We start from the raw sequence: 25,614 nt of genomic DNA, 5'->3' as shown, positions 1-25,614 counted from the left end.
ACCCCGCATGGCGAGGGCAGCACAACCGAAAGGCAAGAAAGCCAGTGACCCAGGAACAATTGACCCTAGACACCGCCAACGCCACCATCGACGTGGCGGCACTCGGCGAACAGCTGCTCGGCCGCTGGGCCGACATCCGCAAGCAGTCGCGCGCGCTGGCCGGCACCGAGGCCGTGCGCGGCACCCCGGGCCTGGGCATGGACGAGCACCGCGAACGCGTCTTCGGCCAGCTCAAGGTGCTCGTGGATTCGGGCGCCGTGCACCGCGCCTTCCCCAAGCACCTCGGGGGCGAGGACAACCACGGAGGGTCCATTGCCAGCTTCGAGGAACTCGTCGTGGCGGACCCGTCGTTGCAGATCAAGGCCGGTGTCCAGTGGGGCCTCTTCGGCTGCGCGGTGCTGCACCTTGGCACGCAGGAACACCAGGACAAGTGGTTGCCGGGCATCATGAGCCTGGAGATCCCCGGCGCCTTCGCCATGACGGAGATCGGACATGGTTCGGACGTCGCCTCCATCGGCACCACCGCCACCTATGACGCCGACACGCAGGAATTCGTCATCAACACCCCGTTCAAGGCCGCCTGGAAGGAATTCCTCGGCAACGCCGGTGTGCACGGCAAGGCCGCCGTGGTCTTTGCGCAGCTGATCACCCGCGGCGTGAACCACGGCGTGCACGCGTTCTACGTCGACATCCGCGACGAGAACGGGTTCCTGCCCGGCGTCGGCGGCCAGGACGACGGGCTCAAGGGCGGACTCAACGGCATCGACAACGGCCGCCTGCATTTCACCAACGTCCGCATCCCGCGCACCAACCTGCTCAACCGCTACGGCAACGTCACCGAGGACGGCACCTACTCCTCCCCGATCCACTCCCCGGGCCGCCGCTTCTTCACCATGCTCGGAACCCTGGTCCAGGGCCGCGTCTCGCTTGACGGCGCCGCAACCGCCGCGTCCAAGGTCGCCCTGCAGATCGCCGTCACCTACGCGAACCAGCGCCGCCAGTTCAACGCATCCTCGGACACCGTCGAGGAAACGCTGATGGACTACCAGCGCCACCAGCGCCGCCTGATCCCCCGCCTGGCCCGCACCTACGCGGCGTCCTTCGCGCACGAGGAACTGCTGGCCAAGTTCGACGGGGTCTTCTCCGGCGCGACGGACACCGACGAGGACCGCCAGGACCTTGAGACCTTCGCCGCGGCGCTGAAGTCGCTGAGCACCTGGGACGCGCTGGACACCCTGCAGGAATGCCGCGAGGCCTGCGGCGGCTCCGGCTTCATCGCCGAGAACCGCTTCACCCAGCTGCGCGCCGATCTGGACATCTACGTCACCTTCGAGGGCGACAACAACGTGCTGCTGCAGCTCGTCGGCAAGCGCCTGCTCACCGACTACGGGCAGGAATTCCGCGAACTCAACGCCGGTGTGCTGGCCCGCTACGTGGTCAAGCACGCGGAAAAGGTCGCGCTGAACCGTTCGGGGTTGCGCTCGGTGGCCCAGGCCGTCGCCGACACCGGCTCGGAACGCAAGAGCGCGAACTTCTTCAAGGACGAGGCCAACCAGCGCGCCCTGCTCACCGACCGCGTCAACGCCATGGTGGGGGAAATTGCGGACTCCCTGCGCGGGGTCTCCACCAAGGACCGCGCCAAGAGCGCTGCGGCCTTCAACTCGCACCAGGACGAGCTGATCGCCGCAGCCATGGCCCACGGCGAACTACTGCGCTGGGAGGCCTTCACCCGGGCCATCGCGGAGACCACCGACACCGGCACCCGCACGGTGCTCACGTGGTTGCGCGACGTGTTCGCGCTGACCCTCATCGAGGAGAACCTGGGCTGGTACCTGATGAACGGTCGCCTCTCGATGCAGCGGGCACGCACACTCTCGGGCTACGTCAACATCCTGCTGGATCGGCTGCGCCCGCACGCCCAGGATCTTGTCGACGCCTTCGGCTACGGCCCGGAACACCTGCGGGCGGCCATTGCCGGCGGCGGGGAAGCCGAACGCCAGGACGAGGCCATGGAGTACTACCGACGGCTGCGCGCCAGCGCCGATGCGCCGCTGGATGAAAAGGTGCTGATCGCCCGCGAAAAGGCCGCCAAGAAGGCTGCCCACCACGGCGCAAAGAAGTAGCGCCCGGAAACGGATGGACCGCCGCGGGGCGGGTGTCCTGATCCTTCGTCGCCAGACGCCGGATTGCATCGCACGCCCCGCGGCCTTTTGGGCGGCGCAGCGGATGCGCGAAATTGGCTGTATACGCCGGCGGCTCACCGCAACACCGTTTAATCCGTGGCCCTCCCGTCGCATAGAGTTAATGACTGCGGCACTTGAAAGGGAGCACCCATGGCGAAGAACTCAATTTTTTCTCGACTGTTTAAGATCGGCAAGTCAAACGCGAATGCGGCGTTGGACGCAATCGAGGACCCACAAAAGATGTTGGACCAGTCGGTGCGCGACTACACCAACAACATAGCCGAGGCCGAGGCCGCGGTTGCCCAGACGATCGGCAACCTGCGCATGCAGGAAGACGACTACAAGAAGGCCCTTCAGGAAGCCCAGCAGTGGGGCGGCAAGGCGCTTGCGGCGTCGAACAAGGCGGAGGAATTTGTGGCGGCCGGCGACACGGCCAACGCCCAGAAGTTCAACCAGCTCGCCACCGTCGCCATCCAGCGCCAGATGGCCAGCGAAAAGACCGCACGAAACCTGGAACCTTCCATCACGTCGCAGCGCCAGATCGTTGAGCAGCTCAAGACCGGCCTGACCACCATGAAGACCAAGCGTCAGGAACTCGTTTCCAAGCGAGACGAGTTGGTTGCCCGCGCCCGCAACGCCAAGACCCAGGGCCAGATGATGGAAGCCGTCAAGGCGCTTGACCTGAGCGACCCGACCTCCGAAATCGGCCGTTTCGAATCCAAGATCCGTGCCGACGAGGCAAAGGTGCGCGGAGCCGCCGAAATCGCGGCGTCTTCCCTCGACTCCCAGTTCGCCGCCCTCGAGGATCTCGGCGAAAGCACCGAGATCGAGGCACGCCTCGCCGCGATGAAGACCAGCAGCAACATCCTTGACGAAGCCCCGGCCACCCCCGCGGTCGAGGCAGCGGCCCCCGAGGTTTCGGAGATCGAAGCCCGCCTGGCGGCCATGAAGAAGAACAACGCCCAGGGCGTCTAGCAAGCCTGCCGATGCCTGCGCGGTCGCAACGACTCGCGCGACGCACGCACAACGGATCCCCGCTTCCGGTTTTCACCAGGAGGCGGGGATCCGTTTTTGGATGTGGCTCCGACGGGTCACAAGTAGGTCGACTTCATGCCCGCCTCGTCATAGCGGGCACCGTGCACCGCGGAACCAGGGATGATCGAGGAGAGCTCCGCGATCTCAGCGGCGTCCAGCTCAAGGTCCGCGGCCGCCGCGTTCTCTTCCAGGTAGCGCCGGCGCTTGGTGCCGGGGATCGCCACCACGCCCTGGGCCTGGAGCCAGGCCAGGGCCAGCTGAGAGGGGGTGACGCCCTTGTCCACGGCCATGGCGCGAACAAGGTCAACCAGCTTGAGGTTCTCCCCGAAATTCGCTTCGCTGAAGCGTGGGACATGCCGACGGAAATCGTCTTCGGCGAAGTCCGAGATCTTGGTGATGGTCCCCGAGAGGAAGCCGCGGGACAGCGGCGAGTAGGCAACAAACCCGATCCCGAGCTCACGCACCGTCTTGAGAATGCCGTTCTCTTCCGGGGAACGCTCGAAGAGCGAGTACTCGGTCTGCAAGGCCGTCACAGGGTGTACGGCATGGGCGCGCCTGATGGTTTCGGGCGCTGCCTCGGACAGCCCGATGAAGCGGATCTTTCCCTCCTGCACGAATTCGGAGAGGGCACCCATGGTTTCCTCGATGGGTATCTTCGGATCCATCCGGTGCATGTAGTAGAGGTCGATGACGTCTGTCCCGAGGTTCACCAGCGACCGCTCAAGTGCCTTGCGGGCATAGGCGGGACTACCGTTGACCGGACCGAAGGTGCCGTCGTCGAAAACCTCCCGCGCGAACTTGGAGGCAATGGTGATCTCCCCGCGCCGCGGGCCAAGCACCCGGCCGATGAGCCGCTCGTTGAGGAAGGGTCCGTAGATCTCGGCCGTGTCGATCAACGTCACGCCCAGGTCCACGGCCCGGTGCAGCGTGGCCGCCGATTCGACGTCGTCCCGCCCTCCGTAGAACGCACTCATCCCCATGGCGCCGAGCCCTTGGACTGGAACAACCAATCCCTGACTGCCTAATGCGACTTGTTTCATGAACTGTCCACTTTCACGTCGGTGAAGCAACTTCCCGGGTTGCCGGGCCCTCGCGGATCGAAGACTCCAGGGTTCATCGACGACACACGGCAAGTTCCAGCATGCGCTTCGGGACACGCTCCATGTCAAGGCCTTGACCCGGGAAAACTCTGCGCTTAAATGGCTCGGCCCGTCTTCCCTGGACATGGAAAAACGGGCCCGACCTGGCTTCTAAGGGCTATTTGATCTTGATCTTGGCAACGACCATGTGGTGATCCGAGCCGTGCTGGGAGACAATCCGATTGTTCTTGGTGCTGACAACGTTCTTGTAGGAGACGGTGCCCGAAATGTTTTTGGTCATGATGTAGTCGATACGTCCGTAGGTCAACGCCATTTTGGATCCGGTCCCCTGGCTCGTGGTGGCTCTCATGTAGTTGGTGCGCTTGGCACTCGACGCGGCATCAGTCCAGCCTGCTTTCACCAGGGTGGTGTGCGGGCTGTTGGGGCTGTCGTAGTAGCTCGAGTTGAAATCACCTCCAGTCACAATCGGCAAGCTCTTCTTGTTGATCGTGGCCAGTTTGGCGTTGATCAGTTCGGCGCTCGAAGCCATGGAGACATTCCCGGTCTGTGGCAACTTCGGGGAAATATGAACCGAAACCGCATAGAACTGCTTTCCTGTCTTCTTGGACTGGAGCAGCACCCAAGCCGCTCCGCGCCGGTCTTCACCCTTGGCGTTCGGGATCCTGAAAACGCCGTGCTTCAGGGCCTTGAACTCGGCTTTCTTGTAGGCGACGCGGTTGGAGTACTGCTTCGATCCAGGCTTCTCGGGCTTGCGTTCCAGCACGTACCCTTGGGCTTTCAATCGCTTGGCCAGGTCTTCCATGCTCTTTGCCTTGGTCTTGCTGCCGGGGATGTGCTGGTTGAGGCCCTCCTGGATCAGGATGACATCCGGCTTCTCGGCCTTGATGGTGTCCATGTGAATCTTGACCCTTGTGTTCCAGTGGGCGCGCTTTGCCCCGGGGACGATGCATGTGGCGCACATGAGGTTCTGGGACGCGATCGTGACAGCCTCGCAGCCGGACAGCTTGGGGGCTGCCGGGTAGGCCGTGATCCGGCGGGCGCTGCGTGTGTGGAAACCCTTGTTGTGGGCCTGAACCTGGACGAAAGTGGGCATGCCCGAGCGGGAACCGTTGTTAAGGTCATTTACGGTGAAGCTGGTGCCTTTGATGTTTGTGAAGACACGTTTGTTCTCCTTCAAGCTGACGTCGTCCGCCACGATCACCGTGTAATGGGTGGTGTTGGTCGTCTTGCTCCATCGCACATTGATGCTGTCTACTCCCCCGGTTGTTTTCACGCTGGAGAAGGCGTTAGGGAAAAGTGCGTCGGTGGTGGCGCTGGACGTCGCAGACCACGCGGATCGCTCATAGACGCCGGATGGGGTCTTGGGGACGTGTGTGCGGACCCGGTACTGGAAATAGTATTTAGTGCCATCGGCGAGGCCCCTGATCGTCCGGCTGTCGAACTTGACCTCCATCTTTGCGTCATTGAAATCGGGCCGAACGGAGTATCTGACCTCGTAGCTGTGGTCTCCTTCATGCGTGGGCCACGACAAGTTGACTGAACCGGAAGTCACCCCCGAAATGTTTGGCCTGCTCAAGGCATTGACCTGCACGGCTGACGAAATTTCCGTTGCCATGGCCGGAGCCGACACGGCACCAATCGCTAGGGCCGCGGCCAGGATTATGGAGGCAGCCTTGTTGGGCATGAGCATGCAATATTCCTTCGTTCAGATTTTCCTTGATTCTATTCACCCGCCTAAACGGGAATTCTTTCCGACACGCTCGCCACTTGAAAGTCGTTAAAGGCAGCACTCTGGGCATCAGCTGGAAATCCAATCCGGGCTGATCCAAACAGGCAAAACAAATGATCTTAGGAGGCGGCCAATACTTCGGGCTCGACGATACTCCCCTGTCGATGCACGGTATTTCCGGACCAAGTGGGGGTTCCGATCCACCGATGGCTCGCCGGGTCACCTCGGGGCGCACGCGAGTGACGGGAGGCCAGATATCGCAGGGAGCCGCCATTAGTACGGGCAACGGAAGGAGAAGACCGCCAAAACGCACCCGCCGTGCCTAGACCTGGCGCGAAGTGCCAAGGGCAGTCGGGCAGCAACGTCTGGATTCGTGACCGGGTGGGTCGCCCGGAACCCGGTGCGTGAAGGCACCTTGCGCGGGTTCAATCGGCTTCCGGGAGAGGCAAGTACTTTCGCCGTGAGCGTTGGCGGGCAACCCCCGGAGACCCCGCTCCGGCGGCTTGTCGGGCATGGGCAGGCAGGCGTGGGCCGCCGCTTCACATCGGGGGTCGACTGCAGGAACGATTCATGACGTCGCCGGCGCAGTAGGAACACGACCGCACCGCTGCCGGCATGCCTACCCGGGCACCTTGGCTTCGTCCACGAAGGGCACCTTGGCGACGTACTGCTGGTAGAGCTTGACGGCCTCGGGGACTGGCAACTGCCCGAATTCCAGCAGCGTTTCCAGACCCTCAAGTTCGGCGTTGCAGGTTTCGGCCGCGGTGACGCGCCCGTTCAAGTCACGGGAGTTGCTTAGGTTCGTGGCCACGGCCGCCGCGACCGATAGCAGCATGGCCGCAAGACACAAGACCCGCCAAACAGTCGAGCTGTCCTCGATGCCCAGGGTACTTTGCACGCTGGCGGTGAATGACTGGCCGCCCAGCGCCGGCCCCGCGGTCATCACCGCGGCAATGGCGCTGCCAAGGATGCTGAGGTTGGCCAAGCGGTTTCGTCGGGGCCGTGCGTGCAGCAAGAATCGCGCAATACTCGCCCGTCTGGCCTCGATACGCGCCGAAAGCTGCTGCCGCACGCCCGATTCGTCGTCCATGACCGTTCTCCTGCCAGTCTGCGGCAGGCCTCCGGCGCGTCCGCCATCATCCCCTGACCGCTACTGCCCCAAGCATAGGCCCGTCATTCCAGTGTCTCTAGGCGTTTCGCCGTGGCCACCGCTTCATCCATTCATACGGATCTCCAACCACGACCACCCCGCCAGCAAACTGCTGGTTTGGAGGGGCGCCGCGCAACGGGGCCGCGCCAGTGTTCATGGCACCCGGGACGTATTCATGGTTGGCTTGCCAACATAATGCCGCCGGATACCTGCAGGGCTACTGCGGCCTATGAGGTGGCGCGTGTTGGCGTGCCAGAAGTACTCCGACAGGTACAGATAAGGCGCCAGGGTTATGTGGCGCGACGGCAATATCACCCGCCCATTGCAATATACGTTAGTCACGACTAACGTATTCTTCATGCTCGATCTCCTGGAAACCGCAGCCGAACCCAACAGGCGACGCCTGTTGCAACTGCTGGGTCGCGGGGAAACGGGCGTCAACGAATTGGCGGAGAACTTTCCTGTCAGCCGATCCGCGATCTCCCAGCACCTCAAACTGCTGGCTGATGTCGGACTGGTCCGGGCAAGGAAGGACGGCCGGCGACGGCTATACAGCCTGGACCCGCACGGAATGGCCCGGCTTCGCGACTCGCTGGAATCGTTTTGGAACACCGAACTGGACCAGCTTGCGGCGGTCGCCGCAGCAACCCAGACTTCCCGATCAGCACCCCATCCCAAGGAGAATTCCGATGATCATCGATAAAACCGTCTTCATTCCGGTCGATCCGGACACCGCGTTTGCACTCATCACCGAACCCGAGCGTCTCCGCCGCTGGCAAACCGTGGCCGCCCGCGTGGACCTGAGGGTGGGCGGAGAGTACCGGTGGACCGTCACGCCGGGGCATTCGGCGGCAGGCACCTACACCGAAATCGAGCCGGGCAAGCGCGTCGTGTTCACGTGGGGCTGGCAGGGCACGGAGGCTCCGGAAGCCAATCCGTCCACCGTCGCCATCACCCTTGAGCCGGTCGACGGCGGCACAAATGTCCGACTCGTCCACGAGGGCCTCGTCGGCGAGCAAGTCGCAGCCCACACCGAGGGCTGGAACCACTTCCTGGGCCGCCTCGAAGCCCTGGCCACCACGGGCGATGCCGGCGCCGACGACTGGGCCGCCGCACCGGACCCGATCAACGAACTGATCAGTGCCGAAGCCACCCTGGCCATTGCCCAGCGCACCCTGGCCTCCCTGGAATCGTCGGACATGGGCCTGCAAACGCCCTGCGAGGATTTCACCGTGGACGCTCTCGTCGAGCACCTGGTGGGGTCCGTCACCAGCATCGGCAAGGCCCTGGGCCTCGAAATGGACGACGATGCCAGTGCATCTCCCGAGGTCCGAGTCGCGGATGCCGCAGCCGCCACGTTGGAGGCATTCAACGCCCGGGGACTGGAAGGCACGATCGACATGGGCTTCGCGGTGCTGCCTGCCAACATCGTGGCCAACATCCTGAACATCGAGTTCCTGATCCACGCCTGGGACTTCGCCTCCGCGAAGGGACAGTCCCTTGACGTTGCGCCGGCTCTTTCCGACTACGTCCTGGGGCTGGCCCGGAACACCATCGCCCCGGGCATGCGCGGACACAGCTTCGCCGAGGAAACCCTTGTCGAGGAATCCGCTGAGAGCCTGGACCGGCTCGTTGCGTTCACCGGCAGGCAGGTCACGAAGGCCTGAGCCTGCGTCCGAAAGGAGCAAATGTGGTCGACGTCCAGACCGAAGTACACATCCGGGTCTCGCGCGCGGAGGTCGCGGCCTTTGCGGGAAACCCGGGCAATGCCCCGCGGTGGTACGGCAACATCACCTCGGCCGCGTGGCTGACCGGACCGCCGCTGGTTGTCGGGTCGCGGGTGGCGTTCAGCGCACGCTTCCTGGGCCGGACGTTGGACTACACCTATGAGGTCGTCAAACTCATGCCGAAGGAAAGGCTCGTCATGCGGACCAACCAGGGCCCGTTTCCGATGCAGACAACCTACACGTCGTCCGACGCCGGGGACGGAACGTTCATGACCCTGCGGAACAACGGCGAACCCCGGGGATTCTCCGTTGTTGCCGGGGTGCTCATGGGCCCCATGATGCGCAGGGCCATGAGCAAGGACCTGGAAAACCTCAAGTCGATCCTTGAGTCGCAGCGGCCGCATACATAGCCACGGCAGCAAGCACCCACTCATCAACGGACCGCATTTTCTCTAATGGGTAGTCCCGGTACGGCCTTATGGTCACACCGGGGCTACCCATCTGAGATGCCCGCAAAGATTGAGACGGCTAGACAGCTCCCCCATGCACTGGGCCACGGAGGAGCCCTTCACGGTTCCCGAAAGACCGCCGCCCCCTCCCCTGCTTGGCCCCCCACGTGGTACCCGCTTTCCGGTCGCACCGTACAGCGATGGGCATTTCTCCGCCGACTCACTTCATGGATTTTGAGCTGACATGCCCCTTTGCGCGAGACGGCCATGATGCTTCCGCGACGGCAGTCCCACGGGCTGCCGAGGGAGCAGCACGCCCGCCTTGACAGCGATTTGTGAGGCATGACATAGTCACAAACATGAACCTGTCAGACAGCCGGACAGTCGGACTGCAATCGATCGTGAGGACGAGTGCCGCCGAAGCCGTCTTCAACTCCATCCGCCACTCCATCGAATCCGGTGAGCTGCCTGTCGGCAGCAAACTCGGCGCCGAGGCAGCGCTTGCCACCCGGTACTCGGTGAGCCGCTCCGTGATCCGTGAGGCGCTGCGTTCCGCGGCAGCCCTGGGCCTTACCGAAACCAAGACCGGCAAGGGAACCTTTGTCATCGCCAGCCGCGCCGGCGGCGACCTGAAGCTCGGCCGGTTCTCTGCACGGAGCCTCATGGAGGCACGCCCGCACATCGAGGTTCCCGCGGCCGAACTGGCCGCGGCCCGCGCCACCGCGGAGCAGCTTGAGGAAATGCACGGAGTCCTCGACGCCATGGAGGAAGAGGACGATCCCGAGATCTGGGTAGCGCTGGATGCCAGCTTCCACGCCGCCATTGCCCGCGCCAGCGGCAACGGTGTCTTCGAGCAGGTCGTCAACGACATCCGCGAGGCCATGGTCAACCAATCCGAGACCATCAACCTCATCACCGGCCGCCGACATCCATCCCACGACGAACACCGTGAAGTCCTCGCCGCCATCGAGGCCGGCGACAGCGACGCTGCAGGACGGGCCATGTCCGCACACCTGACGGCCGTTGATGAAGCACTGACATTGATCCTTGGAGCCAACGAAGCATGATCCCCAGCAACTTCCCCGCCCATGCCCCGCTCGCGGTGCAGACCCGCGGCGAGACGGTCGAAAGCGTCCACTTCGGCTCCCTCGTGGCACTGGCCCCGAACGGTGAAACCGTACTCACGCGCGGCGAACCCGAAGCGCCCATCTATCCGCGTTCGGCCCTGAAGCCGCTGATCGCCGTCGCCCTCGTGCGGGCGGGACTGGACCTGTCCCCCGCGCAACTGGCCCTGGCCGCGGCCAGCCACTCCGGCTCCGCCGAGCACCAAGACCAGGCGGCCAAGATCCTCGCCGATGCCGGGCTGGAACCCGCGTCCTTGGGCAACTCGACAGACCTGCCCTACGGGGTGGCCGAACGCCACGCCTGGATCCAGGACGGCAACGGGCCCACCCAACTGGCCCAGAACTGCTCCGGCAAGCACGCGGCCATGCTCGCCGCCTGTGTGCTCAACGGGTGGCCGCTGGAAACCTACCTGCAGCACGAGCACCCGCTGCCCACGCTCATCCGCGAGGTGATCACCGAACTCACCGGGGAACCCACCACCCTGATCAGCACCGACGGCTGCGGCACCGAGGTCTTCGCGCTCTCGCTGGCCGGCATGGCCCGGGCCTTCCAAAAACTCGTCACCGCGCCCGCCGGGACCGCGGAGCACCAGGTGGCCCGCGCGATGCGCGCCCACCCCGAGATGGTTGCGGGGCGCGGACGCGACGTCACCGAGCTCATGGACGCGGTGCCCGGCCTGCTGGCCAAGGACGGATTCGAGGGCATCCAGCTGATTGCCCTCGCCGACGGCGCCGCCCTCGCCCTGAAGGTCTCCGACGGCGGCGACCGTGCACGCATGCCGGCGGCCGTCCCGGCCCTGCTGGCCCTGGGCGTGGATGCGCCATCGCTGGAACCATTCAACAACCTCCCCGCCCTCGGCGGCGGCCACCCGGTCGGTGCCCTCTACGGGCTGCCGCTGCCCTAGCGCCACAACCGCCGGACACACCTTCCCCATCACCGCCCTGCGGGGCCATCCGGCGCTTCGGCGCGCCCAAAAACCCATCCCCCACCACCGCGACCCGAGGAGAACCATGCCCGAAACCACCGCCACCCTGCAGCCCCACAGCCGCCTCGCCGTGCGCAGCGAACACGACCTGATCGGCGACCGGGACATTCCCGCGGAGGCCTACTGGGGCGTCCACACGCTGCGCGCCGTGGAAAACTTCCCGATCACCGGCCAGCCGCTGTCCACCAACACGCACCTGGTCGTCGCCCTGGCCATGGTCAAGCAGGCCGCCGCGCAGGCCAACCAGGAGCTGGGCCTGCTGGATGCGGCCCGCGCCAACGCCATCATCACCGCCTGCCGGGAGATCATCGGAGGCAAGTTCCACGACCAGTTCGTGGTCGACGTCATCCAGGGCGGCGCCGGCACCTCCTCCAACATGAACGCCAACGAGGTCATCGCCAACCGCGCGCTGGAGATCATGGGCCACGCCAAGGGCGAGTACCGGTTCCTGCACCCCAACGACCACGTGAACCTCAGCCAGTCGACCAACGACGTCTACCCGACCGCCGTGCGCGTCGCGACCATCTTCGGCGCCACCTCGCTGGTCGCCGCCATGGAGCACCTCGGCGCGGCCTTCACCGCCAAGGCAGTGGAGTTCCGCACCGTCGTGAAGATGGGACGCACCCAGCTGCAGGACGCGGTCCCGATGACCCTCGGCCAGGAATTCAACGCCTACGCCGTCACCCTCGGCGAGGACCGCGCCCGGCTGGCCGAATCCACCCTGCTCATCCACGAGATCAACTTGGGCGCCACCGCCATCGGCACCGAGCTGAACGCGCCGTTGGGCTACGCCGCGCTGGCCTGCACGCACCTGGCCGCGATCTCCGGGCTGAAGCTGGAGACGGCCTTCGACCTGATCGAGGCCACGGCCGACGTGGGCGCCTTCGTGCACCTCTCCGGCGTGCTCAAGCGCGTGGCGGTCAAGCTGTCCAAGGTCTGCAACGACCTGCGCCTGCTCTCCTCGGGCCCGCGCGCCGGGCTGGGCGAAATCGACCTGCCCGCGGTGCAGTCCGGCTCCTCGATCATGCCCGGCAAGGTCAACCCGGTGATCCCCGAGGTCGTGAACCAGGTGGCCTACGAGGTCATCGGCAACGACGTGACCATCACGATGGCCGCCGAGTCCGGGCAGCTGCAGCTGAACGCCTTCGAGCCGATCATCGTGCACAGCCTGACCAAGTCGATGCGCCACCTGGAGGCCGCGTGCATCACGCTGGCCGACAAGTGCATCGTCGGCATCACCGCCCACGAGGACAAGCTGCGGGCCCAGGTCGAGAACTCCATCGGTCTGGTCACCGCGCTGACCGTCCAGCTGGGCTACGCCGCCTCCACGAAGATCGCCATGGAGGCGCTGGCCACCGGGCGCGGGGTGGCCGAACTGGTCCTCGAGCACGGACTGCTCACCGCCGAGCAGCTCAACGAGTTGTTGCGTCCCGAACGCCTGGCCAACCTCAGCGAATAACTTCCCACCGCTCCAACCGGTTTCACTGTTTCCGATCCCTGGGCACGCCCAAGACACTCCCCCGAGAGGCACCTGCGCATGAACAATGAAGTTCCCGAATCCCGCACCACCGTTGTTCCCGACACCCCGAATCCGGCATTGACGGCCGAGGACGCCGGGATGCACAAGGGATTGAAATCCCGCCAGATCCAGATGATCGCCATCGGCGGGGCCATCGGCACCGGGCTCTTCATGGGCGCCGGAGGGCGCCTGGCCGGTGCCGGCCCGGCGTTGATGTTCAGCTACGCGATCTGCGGGTTCTTCGCGTTCCTGATCCTGCGCGCGCTGGGCGAGTTGGTCGTCCACCGCCCGTCCTCCGGTTCCTTCGTTTCCTACGCCCGCGAGTTCTTCGGGGAAAAGGCGGCGTTCGTCACCGGGTGGCTGTACTGGCTCAACTGGGCGATGACCGCCATCGTGGACATCACCGCCATCGCGCTGTACATGAACTTCTTCGCCAAGTACGTCCCGTGGATCGGGGCGGTCCCGCAGTGGGTGTGGGCGCTTGCCGCGCTGCTCCTGGTGCTGGGCCTGAACCTCGTATCGGTGAAGGTCTTCGGCGAAATGGAGTTCTGGTTCGCCCTCATCAAGGTCGTGGCCCTGGTCGGGTTCCTGCTGGTGGGCACCTACTTCGTCATCTTCGGAACGCCCGTTGCCGGGCACGAGGTCGGCTTCTCGCTGATCGCCGACAACGGCGGGCTCTTCCCCAACGGGCTGCTGCCGGTGGTCGTGGTGATGCAGGGCGTCGTTTTCGCCTACGCCTCGATCGAGCTGATCGGCACCGCGGCCGGGGAAACGCAGAATCCCGAGAAGGTCATGCCCAAGGCCATCAACACCGTGATCATCCGCATCGCCGTCTTCTACGTCGGTTCGCTGGTGCTGCTGTCGCTGCTGCTGCCCTACTCCGCCTACAAGGCGGGCGAGTCGCCGTTCGTGACGTTCTTCGGCTCCATCGGGGTCGACGGCATGGACTCGATCATGAACCTGGTGGTGCTCACCGCCGCCATGTCCTCGCTGAACGCCGGCCTGTACTCCACGGGACGGATCCTGCGCTCTATGGCATTGGCCGGCTCCGCGCCGCGTTTTGCCGCCAAGCTGAACAGCCGCGGCGTGCCCTACGGCGGCATCGCCCTGACCGCCGCGGTCGCGGGCCTCGGCGTGGTCCTCAACGCCATCGTCCCGGCCCAGGCCTTCGAGATCGTGCTGAACATGGCGGCGCTGGGCATCATCGCGTCCTGGGGCATGATCGTGCTGTGCCAGCTGGCGCTCTACCGCCTGGCCAAGCGGGGCGCGGCCGTGCGTCCCGCGTTCCGGATGATCGGCGCCCCGTACACCGGCTACCTGACCCTAACATTCCTGCTGGCAGTGATCGTGCTGATGGCCTTCGACTCCCCGGTGGGAACCTGGACCGTGGCCTCCATCATCGTGATCATCCCGGCGCTGATGGTGGGTTGGTACCTCTCACGTGGCCGCATCAACGAGATCGCCGCCGCCCGAAACGAATCCGACGGGGCGCCATCGACCTCGGCGCGTCAGGGACTCGCTGTGGCCGCCGGCGGCGGTCGGGACCAGGAGTAGCTTCCGCTCTCGAATCGGCGACGGTCGCTTGGCCTTCTGTCCGAATTGGCCACGGACGCATTCGAACAGGGAAATAGCGGCGTATGCCGGCGGCGGTTGTCGCCGGCATACGCCGTACCTGTCGATCCGTGAACCGGGCAGTGGTCATGTCCTGCGGACCTGCCGCCGACACCGCAACGGCGCTGTACAGTCGTGGATACGACTGATTTGCACAATTCGCGGACATCGTTCCGTATCCAACGGAGGAGCCCGAACATGGAGAAATCCGCGGCAGTTTCCGTCCATCAAGCCGGGATGGAAGACCTTGAAGCCCTCGCACCGCTTTTCGATGCATACAGGCAGTTCTATGACTGCCCGCCAGATCTTCCGCTAGCGCGCGCCTATTTGGCGGACCGAATCGGTCGGGGTGAGTCGACAGTCTTCATCGCTTCAACCGGCAACGGCGATGTCGTGGGGTTCACCCAGTTGTATCCAACGTTTTGTTCAGTCGAGGCAAGCCCGATCTTTGTTCTCTACGACCTGTATGTCTCCCCCGCGTCGAGGCAACTCGGAGTCGGGCGGTCGCTGCTGGCCGCGGCCGAGGAATATGCCCGCGCCAACGGCGCCTCGAGGCTGGACCTGTCCACGGCGAAGAGCAACGTGAAGGCCCAATCCGTGTATGAATCGCTCGGCTGGGTCCGCGACGAGCTTTTCCTGCAGTACTCGCTGCCGCTGACATAGATAACCATGCGAACAGGTGAGGTGGAATTAAGTGGCTGACGCTCGGACAGCGGTTCTTGATTCTGGCTTTCTCATCAAAAGGTGTGGCATCCGTGTCCGGGTAAGTCTTTGATTCACAGGGCCATACAAGCTCGGAGTACGTGGATGAAATAGCCAAACGTCAAGATCATGGCGGCGGTCCTGATTTTCCGGCGATTGGCACGTTGATGGAGTTGGTGTCCGTGCGGGTACCACCTTGGAACCGGCTCAGACTTTCCTGCGGGTTGGGGCTGCTGACGTTCGCTACCGCGGCAATCTACTCTTGCTGGGCGATCGGAGTCGAAGCAGTGGTGAGCTCGAGATTCAACCGCCGTACGGGAAGCACTCCTCACCGCCTCGAGCTGCCTTACCAGGTGACGACGGAGCGTGGCCGCTACTCTTCAATCTTGGTCGATTGGATAGCGGCCACACTCCGGGGTATTGATTAGGCGAGTGCTTACTCCGTATGTGCCAGCGCCCCGTTTGCTACTTTGAAGCGGCGCTGCGCCTTTCCGGCGCCAGTGAACGAATCGGTGTCATCGTTGAGCACGCGCCCCTTGGTTTCGGGGATCGAGAAGATTGTGGCTGCCGAAATAGCCAAGAGTACGGTCAGGTAAATGAGGAAAGCATGCGGACCGAACGTCGTCGAAAGCCAAGTCTGCAGGTACAGGGAGGTACCGCCGAAGACCGAAGTGGCAACCGCGAGCGGCACCGCGACACCAGCCGTGCGGACGCGGGTCGGAAAGAGCTCACACATGACCGCGGGCGCGATCGACACGATTGCGGTCATGAAGACGGCCGCGCCCGACATTGCCAGGAACAAGTGCACCGGATTCCCGTCGATGAGACGGGAGAGCGGGAACGCCGTGGCGATGAGGCCCAAATATCCAATGAGCATGACTGGCCGGCGGCCGATGCGGTCAGAAATCATTCCCCACAGCGGCAGCATCGCGATGAACAGGAGGTTTGCACCGGTTCCGGCGAAAAGGATCGCGGTGGGATTGGCATGCAGCACACTGATCGAATACGAGGAAGCGGCTACTACCCAGTAGTAGTAGGCAACCGTCATGCCGACGGTCATGCCCACGACCTGGAGCACCGATCGGCGCATGGTCCACATGTCGCGAATTAGGTTCGGCTTCGGCGCAGAGGATTGCTTGGCGGTTGAGTCGGTTGCCGTCTCGATCTGCTCGGCGAACTGTTCCGTTTCGGGCATGTTGCGTCGCATCCGCAGCGCGTAGAGGCCGCCAAGGCCGGCGATGATGAACGGGATGCGCCAGCCCCATGCGTTCATGGCCTCCGAACTGAGTAGCGCGGACAAGACGCCGCCGAGCACCAGCCCGGCCGTGGCGCCGACAGTTCCGGAGGAGTAGATGAGTGATGACCAGAGGCCACGATGCTTGGCCGGGGCACGCTCCGACAAGTACGCACCTACCGAAGGCTGCTCGCCACCATAGGCCAGGCCCTGCGTGAGTCGAGCCACGAGCAGCAGCACCGATGCGAAAACACCGATTGTTGCGTAGTTCGGGCTCAGGCCGATGGTGAGTGCACCGGCAGCGATGAGACCGACGGTGAGAGCCATTGTCGTGCGTCGCCCGATGCGGTCGCCGAGTCGCCCGAAGATGATTCCGCCGACTGGACGACCGACGAATCCAACTGCAAACACCACGAGTGTGAACAAGAACGCCGATACGGGGTCATCTGCATTGAAGAAGCTTGACGCAAAGAATGGCGCAAACGTCGCGTAGATCGACCAATCGAACCACTCGAGTGCGTTTCCGAACCCGGAGCCGACCAATGCGCGCTTGGTGTCGACCGCTGAGCTTTGTTGGGTCATCGAACTACCTCTTCAAGTGCTGTGGTGGGTACGGAAACTGATGTCGCGTCCGGCGAATCCGTTGGGGATGCTGCGTTGATCGGGCCGGTCGCAGTCATCGCGGATGTATACGCCTCGGCGCTGCCGAGGGCGAGTTCAGCGAGGCGGTCTGCGGCGAGCTGGGCATACAGCGCCGCGCCGTCGGTCAGCACCGATTCACTGAATCGCACCCGCGCACTGTGATTATCCGCAGGAACGGTATCGCCTTCGGGAACCTCACCGGCGGAGAGCACGATGAATGAGCCTGGGACTTCTGCAAGTATGCGGGAAAAGTCCTCCGAGCAGGAAAGCGGATTCTCAAGACGCGTGAACCGATCCGCACCGAAGGCTTTCTCAATGGTCTTGGCGGCGAACTCGGTTTCGGTCCGATCGGTGATCGTGGCGGGGTAACCGGGCACGATTTCAACGTCGACGTTTGCCTGGTGGCCGTTCGCGATACTCCTGAGCAATGAGCCGACTTCATCCTGGAACCGGTCCCGCGAGGCCTTCGACCAGGACCGCACCGAGGCGCTGAATCGCACCCGCTCGGGGATCGCGTTCGGAGCAGCAAGGTCGCCGCCGGAGATCGCGCCTATACCGATGACTACCGGGTCGAACACGTCGAAACGACGCGTCACAAACGTTTGGAGAGCAAGAATCATCTCCGCGGCGAGAGGGACAGGGTCGATGGCTCGATAGGGGGCGGATGAGTGCCCGCCGCGTCCAATGACAGTGACTTTCAGCGTGTCCGCCGCCGACATGATCGTGTCCGCACGAGTTGAAAAGGAGCCGACCTCCCCTCGGTCTCCGAACACGTGAAGCGCGTATGCCGCATCGGCACGCCGTCCGGCCGCGTCGAGGACGCCCTCTTTCACCATGATCGCGGCACCATCGTGGAGCTCTTCGCCAGGCTGGAACATGAACACGACGTCACCGGGAATTTCGTCACGGTGCGCGGCAAGCACGTTGGCTGCCCCGACGAGCATTGCGGTATGCAGGTCATGGCCACAGGCGTGCATCGCTCCGGGGATTTCGGAGGCAAACGCGAGGTCGTTTTCTTCCTGTACGGCAAGCGCGTCCATGTCGGCCCGGAGAAGCACCACCGGAGCGTCGGTTTCGGGGCGATACGGTGAAGTGCCGCGCAGCACTGCGGTGATTGAGCTGAGTGAGTGTCCGGTGGTGATCTCCAAGCCGAGGCCCTCGAGTTCACTGAGCACGCGACGCTGTGTCTCGGGCAGGTCAAGGCCAATTTCTGGTCGCCGGTGAATGTCGCGACGTAGCGTAGTGAGGTGCTTGGCCAAGTCGGAGGCGAATGTTCTAGCGTCCACGCTTGGTCCTTCCGTTTGTAAGTGATCGCAACGGCACTAATGCTGCCGCGTTGTGGTTGTGTAAGATACTAGGCTCGAAGAAAGTGCGATCAGACACAATGGCGGATTTCTTGCACGATTGGCCATGCCGACGGATGATCCCGTGAAGACGAAGGTACTTGAAATGACGAATGCGTCACGTTCGGTCGATGAGATCGATCGACAAATCGTTCATGCGTTGCAAATAGCGCCCCGAATCACTTGGTCGGCACTTGGGGAGATCGTAGGCCGGTCGCCAGCCGCCACGGCGCAGCGCTGGGAACGACTTGAAACCCAGGGGCTCGCGTGGCTCGTTGCTTACGAATCACTCGGTACTCGTGCCGCCATGGCGTTCGCGACCGTCACCGTTGACATGGCCCGGCGGGAATCAACCATTGCTGCTCTCTGCGCGCATGAGTCCGTCATGGCGTTGAGCGAAGGCGCACGTGCCTCGCAAATGCATGTCACAATTTCCGCCGATCGCCTGGAGATGTTGATCGGCAACGTGCTCGATGAAGTCACACGAATTCCGGGCGTACACGATGTGCACGCCCGCTTCGTTGCTCGATTGCTTGCGGAGGGCGCCTCATGGCGTCTGGACGCCCTCGATGCCGGGCAGCGGAAGCTTGCCGAAGAGAGTGCGGTCCGCACCGCCCCCGGCGCGTGGCGTGAATCATCGGGCCCGATATTCGACGAGGACAAGAAGGCACTGGCTGATGCGTTGATCCGCGAGCCGCGTGCAAGCATTGCGCACCTTGCCGACGAAGTCGGCCGGCACGAAGCGACGGTGCGCCGGCAGTTGACGGCGCTCTTGCAGTCGGGTGCCGTAACCGTGCGCTGTGAGATGTCCTACGACGTGAGCGGCTGGCCGATCGAGCGGTCGTGGTTCCTGCGGGTTCCGGGCGGTGGCATCAACGCACTCACTGCGGTGGCGCGCGAGTATCGGGGGCTTCGCCTCGTGGCGGTGACGATCGGCGATGCGAATATTGTCATCACGGCGTTGAGCCGCACGCTCGAGGAATCGGCGGCGTTTGAAGCGCGTCTGCTGGACTCGAGTGCCGGCGTCACGGTGACCGAAACCATCCTGCACCTACGCACCTGGAAACGAATGCACCGGAACATGGGGATGGAAGGTCGTTCGGTTTGGTCGGATCCTCGCGGTGGCCTCCAGCCGGCACCCGGTTACGGCAAGGCCGCCGACTAGCATGCGGGTTGTTTCCGGACACGGTGCGTGCGCCGATGCGTATCGCCATCGTTGACTGCAGACCCAGGCCGAGACGCGTTCCGACGGTCAAATCCCCCCCGCCTTCGAGTCGCCGGCTGACGACCTTGAAACTGTGCGCGATGAGTCGTGGCGTATCGAGTCAAGAAGTCGCGGTGGTGCTCCACTCATGGCCGCGCCAGGTCCGGGACCTACAGGTAAGGACCCGGCAGCACGCATCCTCCTACGCTATTGATCGTCAAGCGCCAGTAGGCCGAGAGCGGCCCCGGACGGCTGGCGCACATCGATGCCGGTGAGATTCGCGAAGGAATCCAAGCGGTTGATGACGGTATTTCGATGGCAGTATTCCCGTTCAGCGGTGATCGACAAGCTGCCGGTGCGCAGGTAGGTCCGTGCGGTTTGCAACAGTCTTTCGCGATCAGTCTCCGGCACCCGCTCTAGCTTGCGTGCGATCATGCTCCTCGGGTCGCAGCCAACCAGCGCCATTCGATGATGCGCAATCGTTCGCCAACGGTCCAGCGGTGTATGCGGGCCCACCAACCCCACGGGAAGATCGGAGAGGACCTCGCGGGCGATGACCGCCGCCGAGCGCAGCTCGCCCACTCCCCGGGCAATCGGTGCGACGGCACAGGGCACCACAGATACGGCCAGCGATTCTTCGGCGGTAAGGTCCTGCCAAGCCGGAGCCTTGGTCTCCCAAAAGACCACTGCCTGATGCGCGAGTTCCTGGCCATATATTCGCCCGGGAACTCGTGGCGCCAATCTCTGCAAGGTGCTGGGTAAGTCCGTGCGGTTGACGGCCAGCAGCCTGAAGTTCGCGTTCTCGTCGATGCGCAGCGTTCCCGCGATGCGCGCCATGTCCGCTTGGCCGGGGGCCGAATCGCCGAACAAGAGCGCCAGGTTCCGTAGCACGGTCTCGCGATCCAGCTGGTCCTTGGCGCGCAGCGCCTCGGAATAATGCATATGCACCTGGGCGGTGTAGATTTCCACCGCTTCCCAGACGCGCTGGCCATGGGCGACTTGAATTTCCGCCGGCAGCCCATACTTGGGATTGCTCAGCGCCGACCAGAGGATGCTGAAATCGAGCCGGATCGCCGCGACGAGGTTCTCCAAGGGAATGCCGTCGTTGGCGCGGCGTGCCCCCAGATCCGAGGCAAGCTGCTTGAGTTCTCCACGATTGGCCACCGGGTCGATCAGGAACTGGATCAGGGCCACAAATACTTCCCGGTCGACAGCACGCAGCTCGGAAAACGGAATTGAGGATTGCCCATAGGCGGGATCGGGGGCCAGGATTTGCATGAACTGGTCAACCAGGGCATCCACGTCGAGGAGCAGCTGATCCAGCGCACCCACCCAGGTCTGTTCCGTCATCGTCTCCACCTTTGCCAAACCATATCCACCTGACCAAACTGTGAACATGCACAGTTATCAAGTTGAAGATAGCACTTTTCTCCCATTGTCGCCGTACTGGCTCAAGGACTAAATTGGTTAGACGTTGCCCCTGAGCGTCTGTGAGTATGTCTAACGCGTCGGAGAATGCTCATGGCGCAGTCCCTTCCCGCGGCCGGGGCCGCGGGGGCTGGGCGGACTGAAAACTGCGCGGGGTCAACACGGGTGCGGGGACTTTCCACGATGATTCGTCGCGGAATGCGCCGATACCCAGGGCAGGTACTCGCATCCCGCGACTTTCCTGACCGAGGCCCCGAACAAAACAGCAAAAGGAGACCAGGCGATGCGAGTAGCCGCCCTTCAAGCACGAAGCACCCCAGGGAACTGGCAGTACAACGCGGACATCGTGCGCAAGGCTGCACACCACGCGGCCGACGAGGGGGCACAGCTTCTGGTCACCCCTGAACTGTTCCTGAGCTCCTACGATCCAGCGTATGTCGCCAACGACCCGGGCGAGACCCACCGGGAGACACTCGCCTCGATCGCCGTGGAATCCGGGCTGCACCTTGTCGCTTCGACGGTCGAGGCGGAGGGCGAACATCGCCACATTTCCGCCTCCCTTTTCACTCCCGAGGGAGAGGAAATTGCACGGTACCGCAAGCAGCACTTGTTTGGCGATGCGGAACTTTCCTCGTTCACGCCCGGAACCAAGGCCCCGCAGATCCTCGAGGTACTGGGTTGGAAGGTCGCCCTGGGCATTTGCTTTGATGTCGAGTTCCCCGAGTTCGTTCGCCAGGCCGCGCTTGGGGGTGCCGAAATGCTGTTGATCCCCACCGCTGTTCCACTGCGCCCGGATGTCGATGGCTGCCCCAACCCCTTGGACACCAGGATCATTTCGACCTTGGTCGTGCCCTGCCGCGCTTATGAAAGCCAGCTCTTCATTGTCTACTCCAACCACTCGGGCCGTGGTTTCTCCGGACACAGCACCATCGCGGATCCCTTCGGGCAGTGCTTGGCCACGGCACGGGAGAATGACCAGATCCTGCTGGCCGAGCTGGACCGCTCCCGACTCACCCAGGCCCGCGAGGCTGTCGCTTACCTCGAGATCGCACGTTCCGTGCACCCGTCGCGTTAGCCGCCGACCACACAACTTTTCCGCAATCGACCACGCTCCCGCCACCCGAAAGGCTTCACTGTGCCCAAAACACCATCCGTCAGCATGCTCCTGCCGGACTTCCCGTTCTCCTACGACGAGTTCCTGCGCCACCCCGCAGGCATTGGATCCGTGCCCGATGACCGGCTGGGGACCGAAGTCGCCATCGTCGGCGCCGGCGCGGCTGGCCTGCTCGCCGGATACCAGGCGGTTGCGCTCGGCCTGAAGCCGGTCATCTACGACGCCGAAGGCATCGGTGGACGCTTGCGTGGCGTCGAGGTGCCCGGCTCCGGCGGCCTGGTGGCCGACATGGGCGGCATGCGCTTCCCTGAGTCGAGCCGTGCATTCTGGCACTTCGCGGACCTCCTGGGCGTTGAATCGACGCCGTTCCCCAACCCGCTCACGAGTGCCTCGCCGGGAACCACCATTGACATCCTCGGCCGCACCGTGCGCGCCAACACCGCTGCCGACCTGCCGGAGCTTTACCGTACCGTGCAGGAAGCATGGAAGGCGTGCCTGGGCGAACGGGCAACCTTTGATGAGATGCAGGAAGCCATCCGCTCGCGCGACGAAGGATCCATCAAGCGACTCTGGAACGAGCTGGTGCCGCGCTTCGACGACACCTCCTTCTGGGCATACCTTTCCACTTCCGAGGCATTCGGTCGCCTGTCGTTCGAGGCCAAGGAGGCCTTCGGCATGATCGGATTCGGTTCCGGCGGCTGGGACGTCAGCTTCCCGAACGCAATCCTGGAAATCCTGCGAGTGGTATTCGTCGACGCAGAGGAAGACCACCGCCGTATCACCGGGGGTGCCAAGACATTCGCCGACCTTCTGTGGACCCAAGCACCGGAGAACCCTGCATACTGGCCGGCCGGCACGACGCTCTCTTCCCTGCACGACGGTGCTCCCCTGGGCGCCGTCACCCACATCCGGAACACCGGCGACGGTGTCGCGATCACCGATGCGAGCGGCACCACGCGGGAATATCCCGCCGCCATCCTCACCGCCCACAAGGGATTGCTCTCCACCAAGATCGACACCGACGAATCCCTCTTCACCCCCGAAGTGTGGATGGCGATGCGACGCACCCACTACCTGCAGTCCTCCAAGACCTTCATTGCGGTGGACCGCCCGTTCTGGAACGACATCGACCCGGAAACCGGCCTGAACGCCATGAGCACGACGCTCACGGACCGGGTCACCCGCGGCACCTACCTGTTCGACAACGGCCCCGGCCGCCCCGGACTCATCTGCCTGTCCTACACGTGGAATGATGACTCCCTCCAGTGGGCACCGCTGAGCGCCGAGGAACGCGCGGACATCGCCATACGGAACCTCGAGGAAATCTACCCCGGGCTGGACTTGCGCAGCCACGTGATCGGTAGCCCGGTGGCCGTGTCCTGGGAGACCGAGCCCAACTTTGCAGGCGCTTTCAAGATCAACCTGCCCGGCCACTACCGCTACCAGCGTTCCCTGTACTCCCACTTCATCGAGGCCGCGCCGGAGGAAGGCCCTCAACGGGTCTTCCTGGCCGGCGACGACGTCTCCTGGACGGCCGGCTGGATCGAAGGCGCCGTCACCACGGCGCTGAACGCGATCTGGGGCGTGCAACGCGCCCTGGGTGGCTCCACCCCCGCGGAGAACCCCGGTCCGGGCGAACGCTGGAACGACCTGAAGCCGGTGGTACTGCCATGATGATCGATACCATCCTGGACAACGGTCGGATCCTCACCTGCGACACGGATTATCCACAGGCCCAGCGCATTGGCCTGCACCGCGGCCGCATCATGGGCGTGGACGGCCAGCTCGACGGCCTCACCGCGCAAAAGACGGTCAATCTGGACGGCGCAGTGGTCGTCCCTGGTTTCAACGACGTCCATGCACACAGCGTCTGGTTTGGGCTGTCCATGACGGAACTGGACCTGTCCGCCGCGCGCACGGCACTGGACGTCTACACGAAGGTTGCGTCGAAGGCCGCGTCCCTTCCCGAAGGCGAGTGGATCATCGGCGCGAACCTCGAGTTGCTCAACCTTGCCTCGGAGCCCACGCTGGCCGGACTCGACGCCGCGGCACCGAACCACATGCTGTTCCTCAAATCCAATTCCGGGCACAGCGGGTTGGTCAACTCTCCCGTCCTGGCCCGGATCCGGCAGAGCGCGGGCTACTCCCTCGAGGTAGGCAGCGGAATCGTCCGCGACCGGCACGGAAACGAAACCGGCTTGCTGGAGGAAAATGCCTTGCGTCTAGTCCAGGCGCTGTTCATGCCCTACCCACTCGCGAGCATTGAGGACGCGCTGGAACGTGCAACCGCCGTGTACGCATCCGAGGGCCTGACCAGCGTGACCGATGCAGGGATCGCCGGCGGTTGGATCGGCAACAGCCCGATCGAGTTCGCCGCCTACCAAAATGTCTTGGAACGCGGCACCCTGCGCACCCGCATGAGCCCCATGATCACCCTCGATGCGCTCAACCTCGATGCAGGAGGCACCCGCACCCTGCAGACCGGCATCCGCACCGGCTTGGGCGATGACCGGCTGCGGCTGGGGCCGGTGAAAATCTTCACCGACGGCTCGCTCTTGGGCGCCACCGCTGCCATGACCGAACCATATTGCGGATGCGACCACGGAAACAACACCGGCTACCTGCAGGCGGACGCGCTGGAGCTCACCGAAGCGGCGTTGGCCGCGGCCTCCGCCGGATGGACCTTGGCCCTGCACGCCATTGGCGACGCGGCGGTGGATCTCGCGGTTGAGACCATCGAAAAGGCCCGGGAACGCCACGGCGCCCCGCGCAGCCCGCACCGGATCGAGCACGGCGGTTACGTGCGTCCAGACCAGATCGCCCGGATCGCCGCGAATGGCATCGTCCTGGTGCCTCAGCCGCATTTCATCAACGCCTTCGGCGACGGCATGCGTGAGCTGCTGGGTGAAGAGCGAACCCGCTACTCCTACCCGGTCAAGAGCCTCCTGGAAGCCGGCGCTGTTCTGCCCGGCAGCTCGGACCGCCCCGTCGCGGACGGCAGGCCCTTGCGGGTCATGCAGTCCTTTGTCGAACGCACCACCGCCAGCGGCGCCGAGTATGGACCGGGCGAACGCATCACCGCCACCGAGGCGTTGCGTGCCTACACCGTTGGATCCGCGGCAACGACCGGCACCGGTGACAGACTCGGGCAGCTACGCCCAAACTACCTCGCCGACCTCACCGTGCTGGCCGACGATCCCACCACGATTGAATCTTCGCGGATCGGATCCATCGAGGTGGTGGCCACCGCTCTTGGGGGCAAAGCCACCCACGACCCGCATGGTCTGTTCGCCCGTTCATTGCACCAGTCGATGTACCGGAATTAAGGAACTTC

20 protein-coding genes are annotated in these 25,614 nt (G+C 64.0%); 14 read left to right on the top strand and 6 right to left on the bottom strand.

Annotated elements, in window-relative coordinates; translation table 11 throughout:
* Positions 1-44: 44 nt before the first annotated feature.
* Together ACFY5D_RS01720 and ACFY5D_RS01715 are read left to right on the top strand one after the other, a co-directional pair.
* On the top strand, positions 45-2,123 hold the full coding sequence (locus ACFY5D_RS01720) for an acyl-CoA dehydrogenase (protein ID WP_387524162.1): 2,079 nt from the start codon (positions 45-47) through the stop codon (positions 2,121-2,123).
* A gap of 210 nt (positions 2,124-2,333) precedes the next feature.
* Positions 2,334-3,158 (top strand): PspA/IM30 family protein, encoded by an 825-nt coding sequence (locus ACFY5D_RS01715; protein ID WP_387524159.1) that lies wholly within the window; start codon positions 2,334-2,336, stop codon positions 3,156-3,158.
* Between the two features lie 116 nt (positions 3,159-3,274).
* Here the strand turns inward: ACFY5D_RS01715 and ACFY5D_RS01710 are convergent, their stop codons facing one another.
* From ACFY5D_RS01710 to ACFY5D_RS01700, 3 genes are all read right to left on the bottom strand, one after another.
* Positions 3,275-4,258 (bottom strand): aldo/keto reductase, encoded by a 984-nt coding sequence (locus tag ACFY5D_RS01710; protein ID WP_387524156.1) that lies wholly within the window; start codon positions 4,256-4,258, stop codon positions 3,275-3,277.
* 217 nt (positions 4,259-4,475) lie between these two features.
* Positions 4,476-6,008, bottom strand: a complete 1,533-nt coding sequence (locus tag ACFY5D_RS01705) for a hypothetical protein (RefSeq protein ID WP_387524153.1) — start codon at positions 6,006-6,008, stop codon at positions 4,476-4,478.
* 658 nt (positions 6,009-6,666) lie between these two features.
* The gene (locus ACFY5D_RS01700; protein WP_387524150.1) at positions 6,667-7,137 is read right to left on the bottom strand and encodes a hypothetical protein; all 471 of its coding nucleotides are present in this window, start codon (positions 7,135-7,137) and stop codon (positions 6,667-6,669) included.
* A gap of 352 nt (positions 7,138-7,489) precedes the next feature.
* On the opposite strand from ACFY5D_RS01700, the gene ACFY5D_RS01695 reads away from it, so the two are divergent.
* The 8 genes from ACFY5D_RS01695 (at position 7,490) to ACFY5D_RS01660 (ending at position 15,276) form a co-directional block, all read left to right on the top strand.
* A complete protein-coding gene (locus tag ACFY5D_RS01695) occupies positions 7,490-7,900 on the top strand; it encodes an ArsR/SmtB family transcription factor (protein ID WP_387524147.1) in 411 nt (136 codons plus the stop codon).
* On the top strand, positions 7,887-8,864 hold the full coding sequence (locus ACFY5D_RS01690; protein ID WP_387524145.1) for a TIGR03086 family metal-binding protein: 978 nt from the start codon (positions 7,887-7,889) through the stop codon (positions 8,862-8,864). Before ACFY5D_RS01695 ends, ACFY5D_RS01690 begins: the two co-directional genes overlap by 14 nt.
* A 23-nt stretch (positions 8,865-8,887) precedes the next feature.
* The gene (locus ACFY5D_RS01685) at positions 8,888-9,334 is read left to right on the top strand and encodes an SRPBCC family protein (RefSeq protein ID WP_387524142.1); all 447 of its coding nucleotides are present in this window, start codon (positions 8,888-8,890) and stop codon (positions 9,332-9,334) included.
* 398 nt (positions 9,335-9,732) lie between these two features.
* Positions 9,733-10,440 carry a FadR/GntR family transcriptional regulator gene (locus ACFY5D_RS01680; protein ID WP_387524139.1) on the top strand — a complete coding sequence of 236 codons (708 nt, stop codon included), beginning with the start codon at positions 9,733-9,735 and terminating at the stop codon, positions 10,438-10,440.
* Positions 10,437-11,402: an asparaginase gene (locus ACFY5D_RS01675; protein ID WP_387524136.1), complete on the top strand. Its 966-nt coding sequence runs from the start codon at positions 10,437-10,439 to the stop codon at positions 11,400-11,402. Before ACFY5D_RS01680 ends, ACFY5D_RS01675 begins: the two co-directional genes overlap by 4 nt.
* Positions 11,403-11,508: 106 nt before the next feature.
* Complete coding sequence (locus ACFY5D_RS01670; RefSeq protein WP_387524133.1) at positions 11,509-12,942, top strand: aspartate ammonia-lyase; 1,434 nt, start codon at positions 11,509-11,511, stop codon at positions 12,940-12,942.
* 78 nt (positions 12,943-13,020) lie between these two features.
* On the top strand, positions 13,021-14,556 hold the full coding sequence (locus ACFY5D_RS01665; RefSeq protein ID WP_387524130.1) for an amino acid permease: 1,536 nt from the start codon (positions 13,021-13,023) through the stop codon (positions 14,554-14,556).
* A 255-nt stretch (positions 14,557-14,811) separates the two neighbouring features.
* Positions 14,812-15,276: a GNAT family N-acetyltransferase gene (locus ACFY5D_RS01660; RefSeq protein ID WP_387524127.1), complete on the top strand. Its 465-nt coding sequence runs from the start codon at positions 14,812-14,814 to the stop codon at positions 15,274-15,276.
* A gap of 475 nt (positions 15,277-15,751) precedes the next feature.
* Here ACFY5D_RS01660 and ACFY5D_RS01655 read toward each other — a convergent pair whose 3' ends face one another.
* Together ACFY5D_RS01655 and ACFY5D_RS01650 are read right to left on the bottom strand one after the other, a co-directional pair.
* Positions 15,752-17,131: an MFS transporter gene (locus ACFY5D_RS01655; protein ID WP_387524124.1), complete on the bottom strand. Its 1,380-nt coding sequence runs from the start codon at positions 17,129-17,131 to the stop codon at positions 15,752-15,754.
* Positions 17,128-18,450, bottom strand: coding sequence for a M20 family metallopeptidase (locus tag ACFY5D_RS01650; protein ID WP_387524121.1), 1,323 nt, complete (start codon positions 18,448-18,450; stop codon positions 17,128-17,130). Before ACFY5D_RS01650 ends, ACFY5D_RS01655 begins: the two co-directional genes overlap by 4 nt.
* Before the next feature lie 169 nt (positions 18,451-18,619).
* Here ACFY5D_RS01650 and ACFY5D_RS01645 point away from each other — a divergent pair, with 169 nt between their 5' ends.
* Positions 18,620-19,699 (top strand): Lrp/AsnC family transcriptional regulator, encoded by a 1,080-nt coding sequence (locus ACFY5D_RS01645; protein ID WP_387524118.1) that lies wholly within the window; start codon positions 18,620-18,622, stop codon positions 19,697-19,699.
* Positions 19,700-19,945: 246 nt separating this feature from the next.
* On the opposite strand, the gene ACFY5D_RS01640 is transcribed toward ACFY5D_RS01645, so the two are convergent.
* Positions 19,946-21,088 carry a helix-turn-helix domain-containing protein gene (locus tag ACFY5D_RS01640; protein ID WP_387524115.1) on the bottom strand — a complete coding sequence of 381 codons (1,143 nt, stop codon included), beginning with the start codon at positions 21,086-21,088 and terminating at the stop codon, positions 19,946-19,948.
* Positions 21,089-21,449: 361 nt separating this feature from the next.
* On the opposite strand from ACFY5D_RS01640, the gene ACFY5D_RS01635 reads away from it, so the two are divergent.
* Genes ACFY5D_RS01635 through ACFY5D_RS01625 form a run of 3 tightly spaced genes read left to right on the top strand, consistent with a single transcriptional unit; the run spans position 21,450 to position 25,606 of the window.
* On the top strand, positions 21,450-22,241 hold the full coding sequence (locus ACFY5D_RS01635; RefSeq protein ID WP_387524113.1) for a nitrilase-related carbon-nitrogen hydrolase: 792 nt from the start codon (positions 21,450-21,452) through the stop codon (positions 22,239-22,241).
* 60 nt (positions 22,242-22,301) lie between these two features.
* Entirely contained in the window at positions 22,302-23,954 is a 1,653-nt protein-coding gene (locus ACFY5D_RS01630; RefSeq protein WP_387524110.1) for a flavin monoamine oxidase family protein, read from the top strand.
* Positions 23,951-25,606, top strand: a complete 1,656-nt coding sequence (locus tag ACFY5D_RS01625; RefSeq protein ID WP_387524107.1) for an amidohydrolase — start codon at positions 23,951-23,953, stop codon at positions 25,604-25,606. Before ACFY5D_RS01630 ends, ACFY5D_RS01625 begins: the two co-directional genes overlap by 4 nt.
* The last annotated feature ends 8 nt before the right edge of the window (positions 25,607-25,614 follow it).

This window comes from Paeniglutamicibacter sp. NPDC012692 (genome assembly GCF_042901625.1).
Classification (GTDB): Bacteria; Actinomycetota; Actinomycetes; order Actinomycetales; family Micrococcaceae; genus Paeniglutamicibacter.
Note: the sequence above shows the minus strand (reverse complement) of the source record. Positions and strands in the feature narration are given on the sequence as shown.

Bases quoted from the DNA above. Each gene is read 5' to 3' on its own strand.
- ACFY5D_RS01710 (WP_387524156.1), bottom strand. From the start codon at position 4,258: ATGAAACAAGTCGCATTAGGCAGTCAGGGATTGGTTGTTCCAGTCCAA.
- ACFY5D_RS01705 (WP_387524153.1), bottom strand. From the start codon at position 6,008: ATGCTCATGCCCAACAAGGCTGCCTCCATAATCCTGGCCGCGGCCCTA.
- ACFY5D_RS01695 (WP_387524147.1), top strand. From the start codon at position 7,490: ATGTGGCGCGACGGCAATATCACCCGCCCATTGCAATATACGTTAGTC.
- ACFY5D_RS01665 (WP_387524130.1), top strand. From the start codon at position 13,021: ATGAACAATGAAGTTCCCGAATCCCGCACCACCGTTGTTCCCGACACC.
- ACFY5D_RS01700 (WP_387524150.1), bottom strand. From the start codon at position 7,137: ATGGACGACGAATCGGGCGTGCGGCAGCAGCTTTCGGCGCGTATCGAG.
- ACFY5D_RS01660 (WP_387524127.1), top strand. From the start codon at position 14,812: ATGGAGAAATCCGCGGCAGTTTCCGTCCATCAAGCCGGGATGGAAGAC.
- ACFY5D_RS01675 (WP_387524136.1), top strand. From the start codon at position 10,437: ATGATCCCCAGCAACTTCCCCGCCCATGCCCCGCTCGCGGTGCAGACC.
- ACFY5D_RS01715 (WP_387524159.1), top strand. From the start codon at position 2,334: ATGGCGAAGAACTCAATTTTTTCTCGACTGTTTAAGATCGGCAAGTCA.
- ACFY5D_RS01690 (WP_387524145.1), top strand. From the start codon at position 7,887: ATGATCATCGATAAAACCGTCTTCATTCCGGTCGATCCGGACACCGCG.
- ACFY5D_RS01655 (WP_387524124.1), bottom strand. From the start codon at position 17,131: ATGACCCAACAAAGCTCAGCGGTCGACACCAAGCGCGCATTGGTCGGC.
- ACFY5D_RS01635 (WP_387524113.1), top strand. From the start codon at position 21,450: ATGCGAGTAGCCGCCCTTCAAGCACGAAGCACCCCAGGGAACTGGCAG.
- ACFY5D_RS01625 (WP_387524107.1), top strand. From the start codon at position 23,951: ATGATGATCGATACCATCCTGGACAACGGTCGGATCCTCACCTGCGAC.
- ACFY5D_RS01640 (WP_387524115.1), bottom strand. From the start codon at position 21,088: ATGACGGAACAGACCTGGGTGGGTGCGCTGGATCAGCTGCTCCTCGAC.
- ACFY5D_RS01670 (WP_387524133.1), top strand. From the start codon at position 11,509: ATGCCCGAAACCACCGCCACCCTGCAGCCCCACAGCCGCCTCGCCGTG.
- ACFY5D_RS01680 (WP_387524139.1), top strand. From the start codon at position 9,733: ATGAACCTGTCAGACAGCCGGACAGTCGGACTGCAATCGATCGTGAGG.